Below are 14,895 nucleotides of genomic sequence, written 5' to 3'. Positions count from 1 at the left end.
GCCGTACCTTTGCCGGGTGAATATTGATGCGTCCCGACCTCTTGTAGCCGTGCTAGGTGGCGGTGCCGCCGGCTTTTTCGGCGCCATCGCCTGCGCCGAAGCCAACCCCAGCTTGCAAGTGGTTTTGCTGGAAAAAACGGGGAAGCTGCTTAGCAAAGTCCGCATCTCGGGCGGCGGGCGCTGCAACGTGACCCACGCCTGCGAGTCGGCTGCGCAGCTGGTAGCGCACTATCCGCGCGGCAGCAAGCAGTTGAAGTCGGCATTTCAGCAATTTGGGGTGGCCGAAACCATTGCCTGGTTTGCTAAACGCGGCGTGGCGCTCAAGATGGAAGCCGATGGCCGGATGTTCCCCTCCACCGATTCCAGCGAAACCATTGCGCGGGCGCTGGAAGAAGCGGCCCGTCAGGCCGGCGTCCGCATCATTACCAATGTGAGCGTGGATGAGATTCAGCCCTTGCCCACTGGCAGCTTCTCTTTGAAACTTAGTGGCAGCGGTGCCACCAAGCTCAACCAGACCTTACAAGTGAGCCGCCTGCTGATTGCCACCGGCGGCAACCCCAAAAGCGCCAATTACGACTGGCTTCGCGCCTTGGGCCACACCATTGCCGAGCCGGTCCCATCACTCTTCACCTTCAACGTGCCCAACTCGCCCCTGAGCGAGCTCATGGGTGTGAGCGTACCGCAAGCTCGCGTGGTACTTGCCGGCGAAAAGCTGCAATACGAAGGCCCGCTCCTGGTCACCCACTGGGGCGTGAGCGGCCCGGCCGTACTCAAACTCTCGGCCTGGGGCGCCCGTCGCCTGAGCGAGCTGGGCTACGTCGGCACCGCCCTGATTAACTGGATTCCTACGTTTACCGAAGAAACCCTGCGGCCCTGGCTACAACAGTTCCGGCAGGAAAACGGCAGGAAAACCGTGGCCGCCAACCCGCAGTTTGGCCTGCCCCAACGCCTCTGGCGCAATCTGACCGAGCAAGCGGGCATTGGCCCCGAGCTGCGGTGGAGCGACGTACCCGCCAAAGCGCAAAACCGCCTGCTGGAACTGCTGCTCCGCTCGCCCCTGGCCGTGCGCGGCAAAACCACTTATAAGGAAGAATTTGTGACCTGCGGCGGGGTATCACTCGCCGAAATCGACCTCAAAACCATGCAGAGCCGCCGCGTGCCCGGCCTGTACTTCGCCGGCGAAGTGCTGGATATTGACGGCATCACCGGCGGCTTCAACTTCCAGGCGGCCTGGACGACTGGCTATCTGGCCGGTCGGGCCATGGCGGAATCATCGGCAGTGACCGTGTAACCTTCCGCGCCGACAGAGAGTAAACGAGGCATAATCTTTCACCTCAAAATACTCTTTCCACATGGAAGCCAAAGCCACCCAAGCCCTGCTCAACGAACTGGTTGAAACCCTCAAAGACGGCCAGAAAGGCTACGCCGAAGCCATGGTTGACGTACAAGACGCCGACCTGAAAGACACCTTCAAGCATTTCGCCGCCCAGCGTTCGAGCTACCTCAATGAAATCGAGGACCAGATGTTCAAGCTGGACCTCAAGCCCGACACCAACGAAGGCGCCCAGGGCTCCATCACCGGTGCCGTGCACCGCGCCTGGATTGACCTGAAATCGGCCGTAACCGGCAAAGACCGTCACAGCATCCTCGCCGAGTGCGAGCGCGGCGAAGACTATGCCAAGAAAGCCTACCAAACCGCGCTGAAAGCCGAAGGCCTGCCCGCCGGCCTGAAATCAGTTATCGAAAAGCAGTATCAGGGCGTAGTAGAAGGCCACGACAAAATCAAAGCTCTGCGCGATTCGTCGAAGTAGTTTGCAGCAACATCCTTGCTTAAAGCCCAACAAAAAAGCCGCTCAATGAGCGGCTTTTTTGTCTTCTAACCTTCTTCTTAATAAACACTTATATCGTCACAGCTGGTTAATCCAGTTCATTCACGAATAGCCTATTCGTCGAAGCTCTCGTTGCGGGGCGCACGGGGTGCGGGGCGCGTGTCGTACTCGCGGGGCGTGCCGTAGCTCGGCTTGTTGCCATAGCTGGGCTTGTCGCCGTAGCTGGGGCGGTTGCCGTAGCCCGACTTGCCGGTGCCGCCTTCACGACGGTCGCCGTAGCTGGGGCGATTGCCGTAGCTGCTGCCACCGTCGCGGTTGCCTTTGTAACCGCCGCCGTAGCCACCCTCACGACGCTCGCCGCCGCCGAAGCTGCCACCGCCGCGGTTGCCGCCTTTGTAGCCGCCACCGTAGCCGCCCTCACGGCGCTCACCGCCGTTGAACGGACGACGCTCCCGGTCGCCGCCGAAGCCGCCCGGGCCGCCACCGCCCATGCGGTTAAAGCCTTCTTCCTTGGCCGCCGCGTCCTGCACCGGCGTAGCGATGCTGAAGCTAACCGGCGTGCCCTGGATGCTGGTGCGGCCCAGCTTGCTCACAATCTCGTCGGCAAATTCCGACGGTACTTCCACGAAGCTGAACTTGTCGTAGAGGGCGATGTCGCCCACTTTGGCACCGGTCAGGTTGCTCGATTCCGAAATCAAATCCACGATGTCGCGGGGGTGAATCCGGTCTTTCTTGCCCATGGTCACGAACAGGCGGGTGTAGCCGGGGCGGGCCTGGCCGGCTGCCTTGCTGGCGTCGAGGCTCTGCTGCGCGCTCTTGTCCTCCTTCATGGTCATTTTTAGCAGCGCGGCGGCAATGTCGAGCGAGGTGATTTCGTCACCCTGGTCGAGCAGGCGCTGCACGCGGCCCACGTATTTCTCCAGGTTGCCCTTCTCCACGATTTCTTTAATCTGGTTCAGGAACAGCGTGGTTTTCACTTCCGATACATCGGCAAACGACGGCACCTGCTCCAGCTTAATCTGGGCCTTGGTGAAGCGCATGATGTCGCGCAGCTTATAGATGTCGCGGCCGCTCACGAAGGTGAAGGCCTTGCCGCTCTTGCCGGCGCGGCCCGTGCGGCCGATGCGGTGCACGTAGTATTCTTCGTCGGCGGGCAGGTCGTAGTTCACGACGGCTTCCACATTGTCCACGTCGATGCCGCGGGCGGCTACGTCGGTGGCTACCAGCACTTCCAGCGTGCCTTTGCGGAATTTATCGAGCGTGTTCTGGCGCTGCTGCTGGCCCATGTCGCCGTGCAGACCTTCGGCGAAGTAGCCTTTGGCTTGCAGGTCGGCCACGATTTCGTCCACCATGCGCTTGGTGTTGGCGAAAACGATGGTCGACTTCAGGTTGAACATGTCGAGCAAACGGGTCAGCACGTCCTTTTTCTGGGGGCCGCGCACCTCGTAGTAGCTCTGCTCGATGTTGGTCACCGTCATGGTCTGGTGGTTCACCTTCACAATCTGCGGCTCGCGCTGATATTTTTTGGTGAGCTCCATGATGGGCTTGCTCATCGTGGCCGAGAAGAACACCGTCTGGCGCTGCTCGGGCATCTTGCTCAGAATGAACTCGATGTCGTCGCGGAAGCCCATGTCGAGCATCTCGTCGGCTTCATCCAGAATAATCTTGGTGGTTTTGTCGAGGCGCAGGGTGCCGCGCTCGATGTGGTCCATCACCCGGCCGGGCGTGCCAATCACAATCTGCACGCCGCGCTCCAGGGCGCGGAGCTGACGGTCATAAGGACTACCACCATAAATGGGCACCACCATCAGGCCACGCTTGTATTTGCCCAGCTTCTGGATTTCGCCCGAAACCTGCACCGCGAGCTCGCGGGTGGGGCAGAGCACCAATACCTGCACGTCCTTGCTCTCGGTATCAATGTTGTCGATGGCGGGAATGGAGAAGGCAGCCGTTTTGCCGGTACCCGTCTGGGCCTGGCCGATAACGTCTTTGCCGGCGAGCAGCACGGGAATGGCGGCCGACTGGATGGCCGAGGCTTCCTCGTAGCCCATCTCGGTGATGGCGCGTTGTACTTCCTCGGAGAGGTTCAGTTCGTCAAAGCGAACCACAATTTTTTCAGCTTCCATGAGTGGAGTTGATAAGGGGGAAAAGAGACTTAGCTCTGAAAACAGCCGTACTCAGCGACGTTTTCCCTCCTACTACCTTGTCACAATCAGGTGGGAAAAAACAACCAAAAAACTACGCGGCCAATGCGTTAGCGCCTCTCTCAGGCTTGCGCGGACTTGGGCCGTCCTCAAATGCGGGTGCAAAGGTAGGATTTTTATTTTGGAAAAGCTAATGGGTGGAGAACATGATTTTAAAAGAACGTCATGCTGAGCGCAGCCGAAGCATCTCGCGTGCGACCACTAATCATAATCGTTTGACGATTGAGTTACTACCACACGCGAGATGCTTCGGCTGCGCTCAGCATGACGTGCTGTTTTCGTTCTTGTATTGTTCAGGCATCCCCACACGGCACAAAAAAAAGCCCGCCATAGGCGGGCTTTCTTAGGGTTGCAAAGCTGCGGCTGAATTAAACCAGCGATACTTTTACGGCGTTCGGGCCTTTTTTGCCCTGAGCTACTTCGTATTGAACTTTGTCGTTTTCGCGAATCGAGCTAACTTGGAGGTCGCTGATGTGAACGAAGATGTCTTCGCCAGTTTCGTCGTTTTTGATGAAACCAAAGCCTTTGGTGTCATTAAAGAATTTTACCGTTCCGGTGGGCATGGTGGTTGGTTGTGGAGTTTCCCTAAGCGTTTGGGCCACCGTGGCTTGATGTCTTAGGTTGCGTCAAAGATAGGCAGAAATTCCAAATGACCAAGTCGATAGATATTTTTTTCGATGGACGCTGATGGTGCCCACAACAGCACATATCATAAACAGCACGTCATGCTGAGCGCAGCCGAAGCATCTCGCTTGTAGTGGTAACTCAATCGTTCAACGACGCAAGCGAGATGCTTCGGCTGCGCTCAGCATGACGTTCTTTTGTGCCTGGCTTTCTTAATTATGCACACCGCCTCCCCCATGCCCGACGCGCCCGCCCATGCTTTTTCGCACGATTTTCAAGTTCCGGCCAGCGCCATTGATGCGCTGGGCCACGCCAATAACGTGGAATACGTGCGTTGGGTGCAGGACGTGGCGGGCGCGCACTGGCTCAGCATCTGCCCGGCTGAGCTGCGCGACCAGATTATCTGGGTGGTGCGCGAGCACCGGATTCGCTACCTGCAATCGGCCTTTGCGGGCGAGACGCTGCGGGCCAGCACCTGGGTAGGCAAAACCAGCGGGGCCACGTCGCTACGCTACACCCGTCTTACCCGCGCCGCCGATGGCGTGCTGCTGTGCGAGGCGGAAACGACCTGGGTGCTGCTCGACCCCAAGAGCGGCCGGCCGGTGCGCGTGACGGCGGAGATGGTGAGTTGGCTACGGCCAAGTTAGCTATGCCTCCCCGTTAACTATTAAGCCGGTATACTTGCCAGTACTTAAATTAATAATTAAGCTATAAAAACAGTCTCCTCCATCCATGACCATTTGGATGCTGTTTCTCCAATCGTTGAATGCATGACAGAAGCAATTCACCCATACGAGTTTGTCTCCGTGCTGGTCAATAACGCAAACGTATTGTCGTTTATATACCTTCAATTTATTTTCTTGAGCGGCACGAATTAAAACCATCTCTACTTTACTTAATTCTTCATTATTAAGGGGTGCAGGTTTCGCTTCCTTTTCAAAGCCGGTAATATCCGAATCAGAGGCGTAATAAGGCAATACAACAAAATTAGGAGTTGAAATAGGCTTTGTTTTCTTAGCAACTATTAACTTCTGTTGTGCCTTTGCATCAACCCCTATCAAAACAAGTCCCAATACAGGCAGCAGCAATTTATAGATTCTCATAACTATTGCTATTTCGCTTGTTAACAAAATCAAATATACATGCCTCCCTCCTTCCGCATCTACTCCTCTTCGGCCGGCTCGGGGAAGACGTACCAATTAACGAAAGAATACCTGCTGCTGGCGCTGGGGGCCGATGACCCAGCATATTTCAAGCGGGTGCTGGCCATTACGTTTACCAACGATGCGGCGGGGGAAATGAAGCACCGCATTGTGGATGCGCTGCGGAATTTTGCCTACCCGGCGGCGGGCAAAACGGATGCGCTGCTAGCCGACATTGCGGCCGAGCTGAAGCTGCCGGCGGCGGAGGTGCGGCGGCGGGCGGCGGCCACGTTCCGGCTGGTGCTGTACCACTACGCCGATTTTGGGGTGAGCACGATTGACTCGTTTGTGCAGCGGATTGTGACGGCGTTTACCCGGGAACTGGGCTTGCCGGCCACGTTTGAGGTGGAATTGGATACGGATGCGGTGCTGCAAAGCGCGGTGGCCGCGCTGCTGGACAAGGTGAACCGCGACCCGAACAGCAAGCTGCTGTCGCAGACGCTGGCGGAATATGCGCTGGGGCAGGCCGAGGAGGGTAAAAGCTGGAGCCGCCTGCCGGAGGAGCTGGCCGGGTTTGGCCGGGTACTGTTTAATGAGACGGTGCAGGAGGCGGTGGCGCAGCTGGATAGGTTGAGCCTAGCCGATTTCCGGCGGCTGGACAAGGAGATTCGGGCGCGGCGGACGGAGATTGAGGCGGCGTTTGCGCAGACGCAGGAGGTGGGCGCGGCGATTCTGGAGCAGGCCGATGTGCGCGTGGACGACCTGTATTATGGCAAAAGCGGCATCGGCCAATACGTGCAGAAGGGCGTGGCGCTGCTGCAGGCCGACGCGGGGCCAAACAGCTACGTGCGCAAAACGCTGGCCGAGGATAAATGGCACGGCGGAAAAATTAAGTCGCCCGCCGACAAGGCGCGGGTGGATGCGGTGCGCGAGCCGCTGACGGCGCTGGTGGCCACGCTGGATAAAATGCGGGACGAGTATTTGCCGAATTATTTATTGCTGGCGGCGATGCAACCGTATTTATTTCACGCTTCGTTGTTGAGTGAATTAAATAAAATAGTGGAGCAAATCAGCCGCGAGCGCAACGTGGTATTGATTTCGGAATTTAACCGAAGAATTGCCAGCATTGTACTTACTGAGCCGGTGCCGTTTTTGTACGAGCGGCTGGGCGAGAAATACGAGCATATTCTGATTGACGAGTTTCAGGATACGTCCGTTTTGCAGTGGAATAATTTGCTGCCGCTGGTGGAAAATACGCTGGCGAATGGGCACAGCAGCCTGGCGGTGGGCGATGCCAAGCAGGCCATTTACCGCTGGCGCGGAGGCGAGATGGAGCAGATTCTGCGCTTGCACCAGGGCAACACGGAGGCGCTGGCGGCGCGGGCCCGCGAGCCGGAGATGCGCGAGCTGCTACGGGGGCGATACGAATCGTTTCGCGGGAAGCTGGAGCCGCGGGCGTTGCAGGTGAATTACCGGTCGGCGCGGGAGATTATTGACTTTAATAACTCGTTTTTTGAGGCGGTGAGTACGCGGCACGAGGCGCTGGGGCTGGTGACGGGGATTTATGATAAGGACTTTGGGCAGGAGGCACCTACGTTTACCCCACCCCCTAGCCCCCTCCCCGGTGGGGAGGGGGGACTAGATTCTAGCTATAGCTCTAATCTGGTTTATAAAAATGACGATGAAGACAGTAGTCTAGGGATAGAAACTAGTCCCCCTCCCCACCGGGGAGGGGCTAGGGGTGGGGTCAGCGGCCACGTCGAACTCCTCTTCACCCAAAAAGACGCGCCCGCCCTTCGCTACGACCCCGCCACCGGCGCCTACACTACCGAGCCCCTCCCCGGCCACGCGGCCGAGGCGCTGCTGGGCTACGATGAGAGCACCTGCTACCTCACCCTGCAGCTGGTGGAGCAAGCCCTGCGCGACGGGTATGAGTTGCAGGATATCTCGGTGCTGTGCCGCACGCGGGGGGCCAGCAAGACCATTGCCAAGTTCCTGAAAGAGCGGGGCTACGCCATTATTTCGGCCGATTCGCTGGCGCTGGAATTTGCGGAGGTGGTGAATTTGTTGGTGAGCATATTGCGGGTGCTGCATCAGCCGGCCGATACGCTGGCGCGGGCCGAAGCCCTGTTGCTCGTGGACAAGGTGGTGCGCGGGCTGGCCCCCACGCCGGCGCGCGCCCGGCACATTGCGGCGGTGGCGAATGCGGCGGGCGGCACGTCGTTTTTTGACGAACTGCGGGCGCTGGGCTACGACGTGAACGAGGCCGAAACCGGCAGCCTGGGCCTCTACGAGCTGGCCGAGCGGCTGCTGAACCTGTTCGGGCTGCTGGGGCGCAACGGGGAGAGCGACTACCTTTTCCGCTTCCTCGATTTGACGCTGGAATACAGCCTAAAATTTGGCAACAACCTGGGCAACTTCCTCACCCACTGGGAGGAGCGCAAGGGGCGCATCAGCATCAACGCGCCGGGCGGGCGGGCGGCCATCACCATCACCACGGTGCACAAGGCCAAGGGGTTGGCCTATGGCGTGGTCATCGTGCCCTTTGCCGACTGGAGCCTGGAGCCGCACCGGGGCACGCTGCTGTGGGGCCACCTGGAGGCGGGCCAGAAACCCATCGAGCTGATGCCCGACGTGGCGGTGGTGAGCTTGAGCAAGGGCATTCAGCAGACGGTATTGGGCGGGCAGTACGACGAGGAACGCGAGAAAACCTTTCTCGAAGGGTTGAATACGCTGTACGTGGCCTTCACCCGGCCGCGCCACCGCCTCTACGTCATCAGCAAGCGGCCGGAGCCCCAGAAAACCACCAAAACCGACGAATTGGACGCCGCCGCGCCCACCACGGCCGCCCGCACCGTGGCCGACCTGCTCCACGGCTACCTGCTGGGCCGCGGCGAGTGGCAGGAAGAACAGGTGTCGTTCGTCGTATCGAAAGGCACGCCCGCCGCTGCGAAAAAACCCAACACCCAACACCCAACACCCAACACCTACGAGTTGACCAACCTCGCCGCCGCGCCCTGGGAGGAGCGCCTGAAGCTGCGCCGCCACGCCACCACGCTCTTCGATTTTGACGAGCAAAAGGCCCAGAGCGAGTGGAACCGCAAGCTGCACTTTGCCCTGCGCCGCCTGCTTACGGCCGGCGATGTGGGCCGCGTGGCCAGCCAGCTCGTGGCCGAGGGGATATTGAGCGCCAAGGAGCGGCCCGCGCTGGTCGAAAGCCTCGAAACGCTGGTGAGCGACCCGCGCCTAGCCCCCTACTTCGCCCCGCACCTGAGCGTGGAAACGGAACGCGAAATATTGGTGGGCGGCGTGAAGCTGCGCGACTACAAGCCCGACCGCGTGGTGCTCGAACCCTCCCTCGAAGCCCACCACCGCCTGGGTGGCCGCGTCACGCTGCTGGATTTCCGCCTGCCCCCGCCGCAGGAGAAACACAAGCGCCTGCTGCGCAACTACGCCACGCTATTCGAACAATTGGGGTACGCGGAGGTGCGCGGGGTTATCTATTATTTCGGGACGGGGGAAGTGGTGGAGGTGTGAGATTCAATTAGGAAGCGTACCAAAACGCCAGCCATGCCAACGGGCTTTTAATTGCCCCCATTGTGTACGCGGCCAAATATCTTCCCATTTCTTGCCCGCCCATACAGGTAAGTCAAAATCTTCTTCACATTTACCTCCAAGTTGCCTTAGCAGATACAAAGCAGAAATTTCCAGATAATCAATGTGTCCTATTTCTAATTCTACACCGATACTATCCGGTAGGGCCTTATAGAATTCTATTTCTTTAGCCATCACAATACCAAACTCGCGGAGCGTTGCTTCTCTCTTAGATGCATCTTTCTCAAACTAAGAAATCGTCGCTACTATATCAGGCCGAGCAGGATGAATTACTTTTAGATACTCTTCAAATTCTTCATCAAAACGCAGAGCTAAACCCGTAATTTCTAATAACTGCGCTTTCACTTCATCCCGACTTGGATTACGTTTAAAATGAACTGTATTCCATCTGATTCCGCCCATGATTTTTCGTTTTAATTATTTGCATCAAAGCTACTTTCTTATCTGAATCACATTCTCATTTAGTCGTCTTAGAAATTCCTGAACTGCCTCCGTAACTGCTTCAAAAAGCCTTTCTAACTATGGCTTCAAAAAGCCTTTCTAACTATGGGCAAAGAATACTTCATCGAATGCCAGAAGCTCGATACTCAAGCAACTCGGCAGTTTCTTGAGCAGCGCTTTACTGTATCGGCTACTGAAAATGAAACGTTGGAGCTTTCGCTACGATATGCTGCGGCAGAGTCAGCAAGTGACTGGGCACCTGTAGTTGTTGGGCTGAAATCTAATGGTGTTTACTTCCTTGACAATTTAGCTTCTCCCTTCCAAGCGGCAAGCATTTTTATGCAGCTTGTTGACTTCCTGTTATCAAGGACAGAAGCAATTACTATTACGGAACCATAGGGGGCAACCGCTGGCCGGGGACTACCTGCGCATGGGGCGAAGATAGGCGAGCGGACCACCCGGCCCGGGAGAATTCTCGACAGCCCTTGTCACCTTAAGTTGGGAGCCGTCGAGACGCTCGGGAGCCTCCGACACGAGGTGACATGGGCTGTTGAGGGCCGCGACGGGCCATGTTACCCGGCGCCAAGGGCTCCCGAGCGTCTCGCCGGCCCTTGGCATCTTGCGCCAACGCCTGTTGAGCGCCGCGGTGGCAGTCAGCGCGGCCACCTGCAAACCATTGCGGGGAGTTTTGCCGCCTCAAAATTTCTGCGCACCTTAGTCCGGCCGTCGTACGGCGGTGTTCTTCATCCCTCATTCTTATTTGTTTACCTCAATGGCAGACCAGTCTACCACGCCCGCTACGGCCGGTGCTTCCGCCCCCACTCCTCCCGCCGATGCGCCGGTGAACCCCAAACTTCTCATCCCCAAAAAAGACGGCCCGCTGGCCGAGGTGGGCCGGCTCGTGGCCGAAGCCTGGGGCAAGGAAACCTGGTTTGCGCTGCGCTGGAAAACGCAGGCCGACTTTGCCAAGCTGGCGACCGACTTCGGCGCGGCCATCACCGACAAGCGCAGCGCCGCCGCCGCCCGCACCCCGTAAAGTCAGCGCTTGCAGGAGCTCGACGAACAGTTCGACGAGGGCCTGCGCATTCTGAAGAAATACATCAACGAAGACAGCGGCTACGACAAGGCCCGCACCGATGCCCGCCTGCCCGGCTTTGGGCTGATAACGCGCAAAAGCGGCGGCTTCGCCCTCAGCGAAGACCGCAACGAGCGCCTCAAGGCCCTGCGCGATATGCTGCTGCCCGCCGTGGCCAAAGCTCCTTTCGCCAGCCGCGAATTCGGCACCACCTATTGGCAAACCCGTTTTAATGAATACAAAACCTTGCTGGCCCAGACCGGCGGCTTGGCCGCCCAGGTGAGCAAGTCGGTGAGCCAGAAAGACACCGCGAAGCTGGAGCTGCGCCGGGTGCTGCAAGCCGTGGTGTACGGGCTGAAGGCCAACTACCCGGACACGTTCGAGGCGGAGCTGCGGGACTGTTGCTTACGCAAGGAGAGCTATTAGGCGAGGGCGGGAGGATGAGTTAAAAGAACGTCATGCAGAGCGCAGCATCTTGCCCGCCACCAGCATTCCTTTCAGTTAGGTTAGCGGTGGCAGGCAAGATGCTGCGCTCTGCATGACGTTCTTTTTTGCTGTTCACAGCCCGCGCTACGCCGACCTTTGCTCCATGCACACCCTTGCCCAACTGCGCGCCGGCCAACTTGCTGGCCTCACGCGCCTTGATTTAGCCGAAGACCTTACCGAATTTCCCCGCGAAATCTTCAACCTCGCTGATACGCTCGAAGTCCTCAACCTCACGGGCAACGCGCTGACATCCTTGCCCGACGACCTGCCGCGCCTGCACCGGCTGCGGGTGCTGTTTTGCTCCGATAACCAGTTCACCGAAGTGCCGGCCGTGCTGGGCCAGTGCTTCCAGCTGGAAATGGTGGGCTTCAAGGCCAACCAGATACGCACGCTGCCGGGCACGGCCCTGCCGCCGGCCCTGCGCTGGCTCATCCTCACCGATAACCAGCTGGAAGAATTGCCGGCCGAAATCGGCCATTGCCCGCAGCTGCAGAAGCTGATGCTGGCCGGCAACCGCCTCACTAAGTTGCCCGAAACGCTGGCCGACTGTACCAATCTGGAACTGCTACGCCTCGCCGCCAACCAGCTCACCGAGCTGCCGACGTGGCTGCTGGCTCTGCCGCGCCTCTCCTGGCTGGCCTATGCGGGCAATCCGGTTTCGCGCGCGCTGGAAGCGGCCGCCGAGCAAAACCAGCCCATTGGCCCCATCGATTGGAACACCCTCACGCTTGGGCAACTGCTGGGCGAGGGCGCTTCGGGCGTCATTTACCGGGCTTGGTGGCAGCAACCTAACACCGACGCCATAGCGGTAGCCGTAAAACTCTTCAAAGGGGCCGTGACGAGCGACGGACTGCCGCACTGCGAGATGCTGGCCTGCCTGAAGGCAGGCGCGCACCCCAACCTGATTGCGGTAGAAGGCAAAGTACGCCACCACCCGGCCGGCGCCGAAGGACTGGTGCTGGAGCTGATTGACGACGCTTTCGCCAACCTGGCCGGCCCGCCCAGCCTGGCCACCTGCACGCGCGACGTGTACGCGCCCGGCACCCGCTTCAGCCTGCCCACAGTGCTTGGCATCGCCCGGGACATTGCCGCCGCCGCCGGGCATTTGCACGCCCAGGGCATTCTGCACGGCGATTTGTACGCCCATAATATTCTTACTACCGCCGACGGCAACGCGCTGCTGGGCGACTTCGGCGCGGCCTGCTTTTTTGAAGTGACAGCCCCTAATGCCAAGGCGCTGCAAGGGGTGGAGGTCCGGGCTTTCGCCTGCTTGCTGGAAGAATTACTGACGCAGTGCCACGCCACGCCCGCCACAGAAGCCGCTCTGGCGCAGTTGTGGGTGTTGCAGCAGCGCTGCGGGCAGCCCACCCCCACCGCTCGCCCATTAATGGCCGAAATTGAGCAGGCGTTGGCGGAGGTTGCGACGGGCTTGGGTTAGAACGACTTAGGGGCAGGCCTTACCGGGTACGCCCCTACGTCGCTCTAACCCAAGCCCTATCCCCTATTACTTCGTGAGCCAGCCGTTGGCGTCGAACCAGTTGCGCAGGCGGTCAGTCCAGAGGTCCTTGGTGGTTTTGTTGTTTAGGCCGAAGCCGTGGCCGCCCTTGGGATAGAGGTGCATTTCGGCCGGCACGCCGTGGCGCAGGCAGGCCTGATAGAACACGATGCTGTTGTTGACGGGCACCGTGCGGTCGTCCTGGGCGTGCACCAGAAAGGTGGGCGGCGTCTGCGCCGTCACCTGCAGCTCATTGGAATACTGCCGCACCTGCGCCGGGGTGGGCGTTTTACCCAACAGGTTGTCGCGCGAGCCGGTGTGCTTCAGCGAGTCGTTGAAACTGATAACCGGGTACATGAGCACTAGAAACGCGGGCCGCACCGATTCCGGCCCCGGCTTGTCGCCGGCCGGCTGGGCAAACTGCGTGCCCGCCCACGCCGCCAGGTGCCCGCCGGCCGAAAAGCCCATCAGGCCAATGCGCTCAGGGTTGAGGCTGTATTTGGCGGCCTGCTGGCGCACGAGGCGCAGAGCCTGCTGGGCATCGAGCAGCGGCGCAATGGACTTGTCGGGCTGGCTTTGGTCGTTGGGCAGGCGGTACTTCAGCACGAAGGCCGTCACGCCCATCTCGTTCAGGCGCTTGGCCACGTCGTAGCCCTCGCTGTCGATGGATAGGCGGGTGTAGCCGCCGCCTGGGCAGATGATGACGGCCGTGCCGTTGGCCGTGCCTGCGGGCGGCAGAAAGGCCGTAAGGTTGGGCTGCACCACGTTGGAGATGCGTACGCCGCCGTTGGCCAGTGTCACGCTGGTTTCCTGCACTGCGCTGGGCCTGGAATCGGGCACGGTGCCGGTGTAGAGCGGGAAGGTTTGCTGGGCCGAAACCCGGCCGGCTACGAGCGTGGCCAAGGCCAGAATGCCGAGGATGGAGGTCTTTTTCATAAGATGGGCAATTGGACGCTGCATTTCATTTATTGCCAAATTATGGCATAATACGAAATTAGTGTAGAACTTTTTGACGAAAATCAGGCAAAACACAACTAAAAATGAACCTTGTCGTAGCCGGGCGGGTCTGGGTAGCATGCGAAAGACCACTCTGCTGGCCGCCGCCGCCCTGTTGGGCAGCCCCGGACTCACCCTGGCCCAAAACACCGCCGAGGAAAACAACCCCAACGTGGACGCCCCCTTTGTGCGGAACATTCGCGCCGACCGTCCCGGCCAAACCATCACGGCCCAGGTGCTCCAGCCCGGCCGCGTGCAGCTCGAAACGGGCTTCCAGCGGCAGTTTGGCGGCACGGGCCTTGCCCAAAGCCTGAGCGCCGGCACGCTGCGCATCGGCTTCTTCAACAGTATGGAGCTGCGCGTGACGCAGGGCTACCTGCACAACGGCCCCACCGTCCTCACCGAGGCCGGCGCCTTGCAGGCCCGCGGCGCGGCGCCCCTGGTGGTGGGCACCAAGCTGATGCTTTCGCCCAACTACGACACCCGTACCCAGGTAGCCATTCTGGTGGAAACGGCCGTGCCCAACACGGGCAGCGCCGGCTTGCGCAGCAGCACTTGGGCCCCCGCCGGCCGCCTGCTCGTGACCGAGCAGCTTGGCGAGCGTTTCGGCCTGGAAGCCAACTTCGGCTTCAGCCAGCGGGGCATCACGACCAAAGACATTTCCAACGGCCAGTTTCTTGGCACGTTGGCCCTGAACGGTCCCCTCACCGCCAAAACCGGCTTCTTTGTGGAAGCCTACGGTGCCGGCCGCGCCAACCTGAGCACGGGCACGACAACGGGTCTCTACTGGCGCCCCATCCCCCAGATGCGCGTTGATGTGACGGCTGGTCAGGCCATTAGTGGCCTGGCCGCGGGCACCTCCGTGGTGGGGGCCGGCCTCACCTTCAAGCTCGGGCAGTAGCCCCGACGGGGTCCTTACTGCATCTGCAATACCAAAAGCCTGCGTCGCAACGCTGGCTTTTTGCGTTAAAGGCTGATTTGAGCAGGG

15 protein-coding genes are annotated in these 14,895 nt (G+C 59.6%); 9 read left to right on the top strand and 6 right to left on the bottom strand.

Going from position 1 to position 14,895, the window contains the following annotated elements:
- Positions 1–49 precede the first annotated feature (49 nt).
- Positions 50–1,291 carry a BaiN/RdsA family NAD(P)/FAD-dependent oxidoreductase gene (locus Q5H92_RS06310; protein WP_305010648.1) on the top strand — a complete coding sequence of 414 codons (1,242 nt, stop codon included), beginning with the start codon at positions 50–52 and terminating at the stop codon, positions 1,289–1,291.
- A 61-nt stretch (positions 1,292–1,352) separates the two neighbouring features.
- Positions 1,353–1,811, top strand: coding sequence for a PA2169 family four-helix-bundle protein (locus Q5H92_RS06305; protein WP_305010647.1), 459 nt, complete (start codon positions 1,353–1,355; stop codon positions 1,809–1,811).
- Between the two features lie 131 nt (positions 1,812–1,942).
- On the opposite strand, the gene Q5H92_RS06300 is transcribed toward Q5H92_RS06305, so the two are convergent.
- The gene (locus Q5H92_RS06300; protein WP_305010646.1) at positions 1,943–3,955 is read right to left on the bottom strand and encodes a DEAD/DEAH box helicase; all 2,013 of its coding nucleotides are present in this window, start codon (positions 3,953–3,955) and stop codon (positions 1,943–1,945) included.
- A gap of 446 nt (positions 3,956–4,401) precedes the next feature.
- A complete protein-coding gene (locus tag Q5H92_RS06295; RefSeq protein ID WP_068239330.1) occupies positions 4,402–4,596 on the bottom strand; it encodes a cold-shock protein in 195 nt (64 codons plus the stop codon).
- A 279-nt stretch (positions 4,597–4,875) separates the two neighbouring features.
- Between Q5H92_RS06295 and Q5H92_RS06290 the strand changes: the two genes are divergently transcribed.
- Positions 4,876–5,304 carry an acyl-CoA thioesterase gene (locus Q5H92_RS06290; protein WP_305010645.1) on the top strand — a complete coding sequence of 143 codons (429 nt, stop codon included), beginning with the start codon at positions 4,876–4,878 and terminating at the stop codon, positions 5,302–5,304.
- On the opposite strand, the gene Q5H92_RS06285 is transcribed toward Q5H92_RS06290, so the two are convergent.
- Complete coding sequence (locus Q5H92_RS06285; RefSeq protein WP_305010644.1) at positions 5,305–5,760, bottom strand: early set domain-containing protein; 456 nt, start codon at positions 5,758–5,760, stop codon at positions 5,305–5,307.
- Positions 5,761–5,799: 39 nt separating this feature from the next.
- Between Q5H92_RS06285 and Q5H92_RS06280 the strand changes: the two genes are divergently transcribed.
- Entirely contained in the window at positions 5,800–9,336 is a 3,537-nt protein-coding gene (locus tag Q5H92_RS06280) for a UvrD-helicase domain-containing protein (RefSeq protein WP_305010643.1), read from the top strand.
- Between the two features lie 3 nt (positions 9,337–9,339).
- On the opposite strand, the gene Q5H92_RS06275 is transcribed toward Q5H92_RS06280, so the two are convergent.
- Together Q5H92_RS06275 and Q5H92_RS06270 are read right to left on the bottom strand one after the other, a co-directional pair.
- Positions 9,340–9,588: a hypothetical protein gene (locus Q5H92_RS06275; protein ID WP_305010642.1), complete on the bottom strand. Its 249-nt coding sequence runs from the start codon at positions 9,586–9,588 to the stop codon at positions 9,340–9,342.
- A gap of 54 nt (positions 9,589–9,642) precedes the next feature.
- Entirely contained in the window at positions 9,643–9,816 is a 174-nt protein-coding gene (locus tag Q5H92_RS06270; RefSeq protein ID WP_305010641.1) for a hypothetical protein, read from the bottom strand.
- Positions 9,817–9,960: 144 nt separating this feature from the next.
- Here Q5H92_RS06270 and Q5H92_RS06265 point away from each other — a divergent pair, with 144 nt between their 5' ends.
- The 4 genes from Q5H92_RS06265 to Q5H92_RS06250 all read left to right on the top strand — a co-directional run bounded on the left by Q5H92_RS06265 (position 9,961) and on the right by Q5H92_RS06250 (position 12,854).
- A complete protein-coding gene (locus Q5H92_RS06265) occupies positions 9,961–10,254 on the top strand; it encodes a hypothetical protein (protein ID WP_305010640.1) in 294 nt (97 codons plus the stop codon).
- A 373-nt stretch (positions 10,255–10,627) separates the two neighbouring features.
- Positions 10,628–10,891: a hypothetical protein gene (locus tag Q5H92_RS06260; RefSeq protein WP_305010639.1), complete on the top strand. Its 264-nt coding sequence runs from the start codon at positions 10,628–10,630 to the stop codon at positions 10,889–10,891.
- Positions 10,892–10,900: 9 nt separating this feature from the next.
- Complete coding sequence (locus Q5H92_RS06255) at positions 10,901–11,356, top strand: hypothetical protein (protein ID WP_305010638.1); 456 nt, start codon at positions 10,901–10,903, stop codon at positions 11,354–11,356.
- A 112-nt stretch (positions 11,357–11,468) separates the two neighbouring features.
- Positions 11,469–12,854, top strand: coding sequence for a protein kinase (locus Q5H92_RS06250; protein WP_305010637.1), 1,386 nt, complete (start codon positions 11,469–11,471; stop codon positions 12,852–12,854).
- A 66-nt stretch (positions 12,855–12,920) separates the two neighbouring features.
- On the opposite strand, the gene Q5H92_RS06245 is transcribed toward Q5H92_RS06250, so the two are convergent.
- The gene (locus Q5H92_RS06245) at positions 12,921–13,847 is read right to left on the bottom strand and encodes an alpha/beta hydrolase (RefSeq protein WP_305010636.1); all 927 of its coding nucleotides are present in this window, start codon (positions 13,845–13,847) and stop codon (positions 12,921–12,923) included.
- 139 nt (positions 13,848–13,986) lie between these two features.
- On the opposite strand from Q5H92_RS06245, the gene Q5H92_RS06240 reads away from it, so the two are divergent.
- Positions 13,987–14,808 (top strand): transporter, encoded by an 822-nt coding sequence (locus Q5H92_RS06240; RefSeq protein WP_305010635.1) that lies wholly within the window; start codon positions 13,987–13,989, stop codon positions 14,806–14,808.
- The last annotated feature ends 87 nt before the right edge of the window (positions 14,809–14,895 follow it).

It is taken from the genome of Hymenobacter mellowenesis (assembly GCF_030581005.1).
Lineage (GTDB): Bacteria > Bacteroidota > Bacteroidia > Cytophagales > Hymenobacteraceae > Hymenobacter > Hymenobacter mellowenesis.
This window is presented reverse-complemented; position numbering and strand designations above follow the sequence as displayed.

Excerpts from the sequence above, each read along its gene's own strand:
- Q5H92_RS06305 (WP_305010647.1), top strand. The coding sequence starts at position 1,353 with ATGGAAGCCAAAGCCACCCAAGCCCTGCTCAACGAACTGGTTGAAACC.
- Q5H92_RS06240 (WP_305010635.1), top strand. The coding sequence starts at position 13,987 with ATGCGAAAGACCACTCTGCTGGCCGCCGCCGCCCTGTTGGGCAGCCCC.
- Q5H92_RS06245 (WP_305010636.1), bottom strand. The coding sequence starts at position 13,847 with ATGAAAAAGACCTCCATCCTCGGCATTCTGGCCTTGGCCACGCTCGTA.
- Q5H92_RS06265 (WP_305010640.1), top strand. The coding sequence starts at position 9,961 with ATGGGCAAAGAATACTTCATCGAATGCCAGAAGCTCGATACTCAAGCA.
- Q5H92_RS06300 (WP_305010646.1), bottom strand. The coding sequence starts at position 3,955 with ATGGAAGCTGAAAAAATTGTGGTTCGCTTTGACGAACTGAACCTCTCC.
- Q5H92_RS06275 (WP_305010642.1), bottom strand. The coding sequence starts at position 9,588 with ATGGCTAAAGAAATAGAATTCTATAAGGCCCTACCGGATAGTATCGGT.
- Q5H92_RS06295 (WP_068239330.1), bottom strand. The coding sequence starts at position 4,596 with ATGCCCACCGGAACGGTAAAATTCTTTAATGACACCAAAGGCTTTGGT.
- Q5H92_RS06280 (WP_305010643.1), top strand. The coding sequence starts at position 5,800 with ATGCCTCCCTCCTTCCGCATCTACTCCTCTTCGGCCGGCTCGGGGAAG.
- Q5H92_RS06290 (WP_305010645.1), top strand. The coding sequence starts at position 4,876 with ATGCACACCGCCTCCCCCATGCCCGACGCGCCCGCCCATGCTTTTTCG.
- Q5H92_RS06260 (WP_305010639.1), top strand. The coding sequence starts at position 10,628 with ATGGCAGACCAGTCTACCACGCCCGCTACGGCCGGTGCTTCCGCCCCC.
- Q5H92_RS06250 (WP_305010637.1), top strand. The coding sequence starts at position 11,469 with ATGACGTTCTTTTTTGCTGTTCACAGCCCGCGCTACGCCGACCTTTGC.
- Q5H92_RS06270 (WP_305010641.1), bottom strand. The coding sequence starts at position 9,816 with ATGGGCGGAATCAGATGGAATACAGTTCATTTTAAACGTAATCCAAGT.
- Q5H92_RS06285 (WP_305010644.1), bottom strand. The coding sequence starts at position 5,760 with ATGAGAATCTATAAATTGCTGCTGCCTGTATTGGGACTTGTTTTGATA.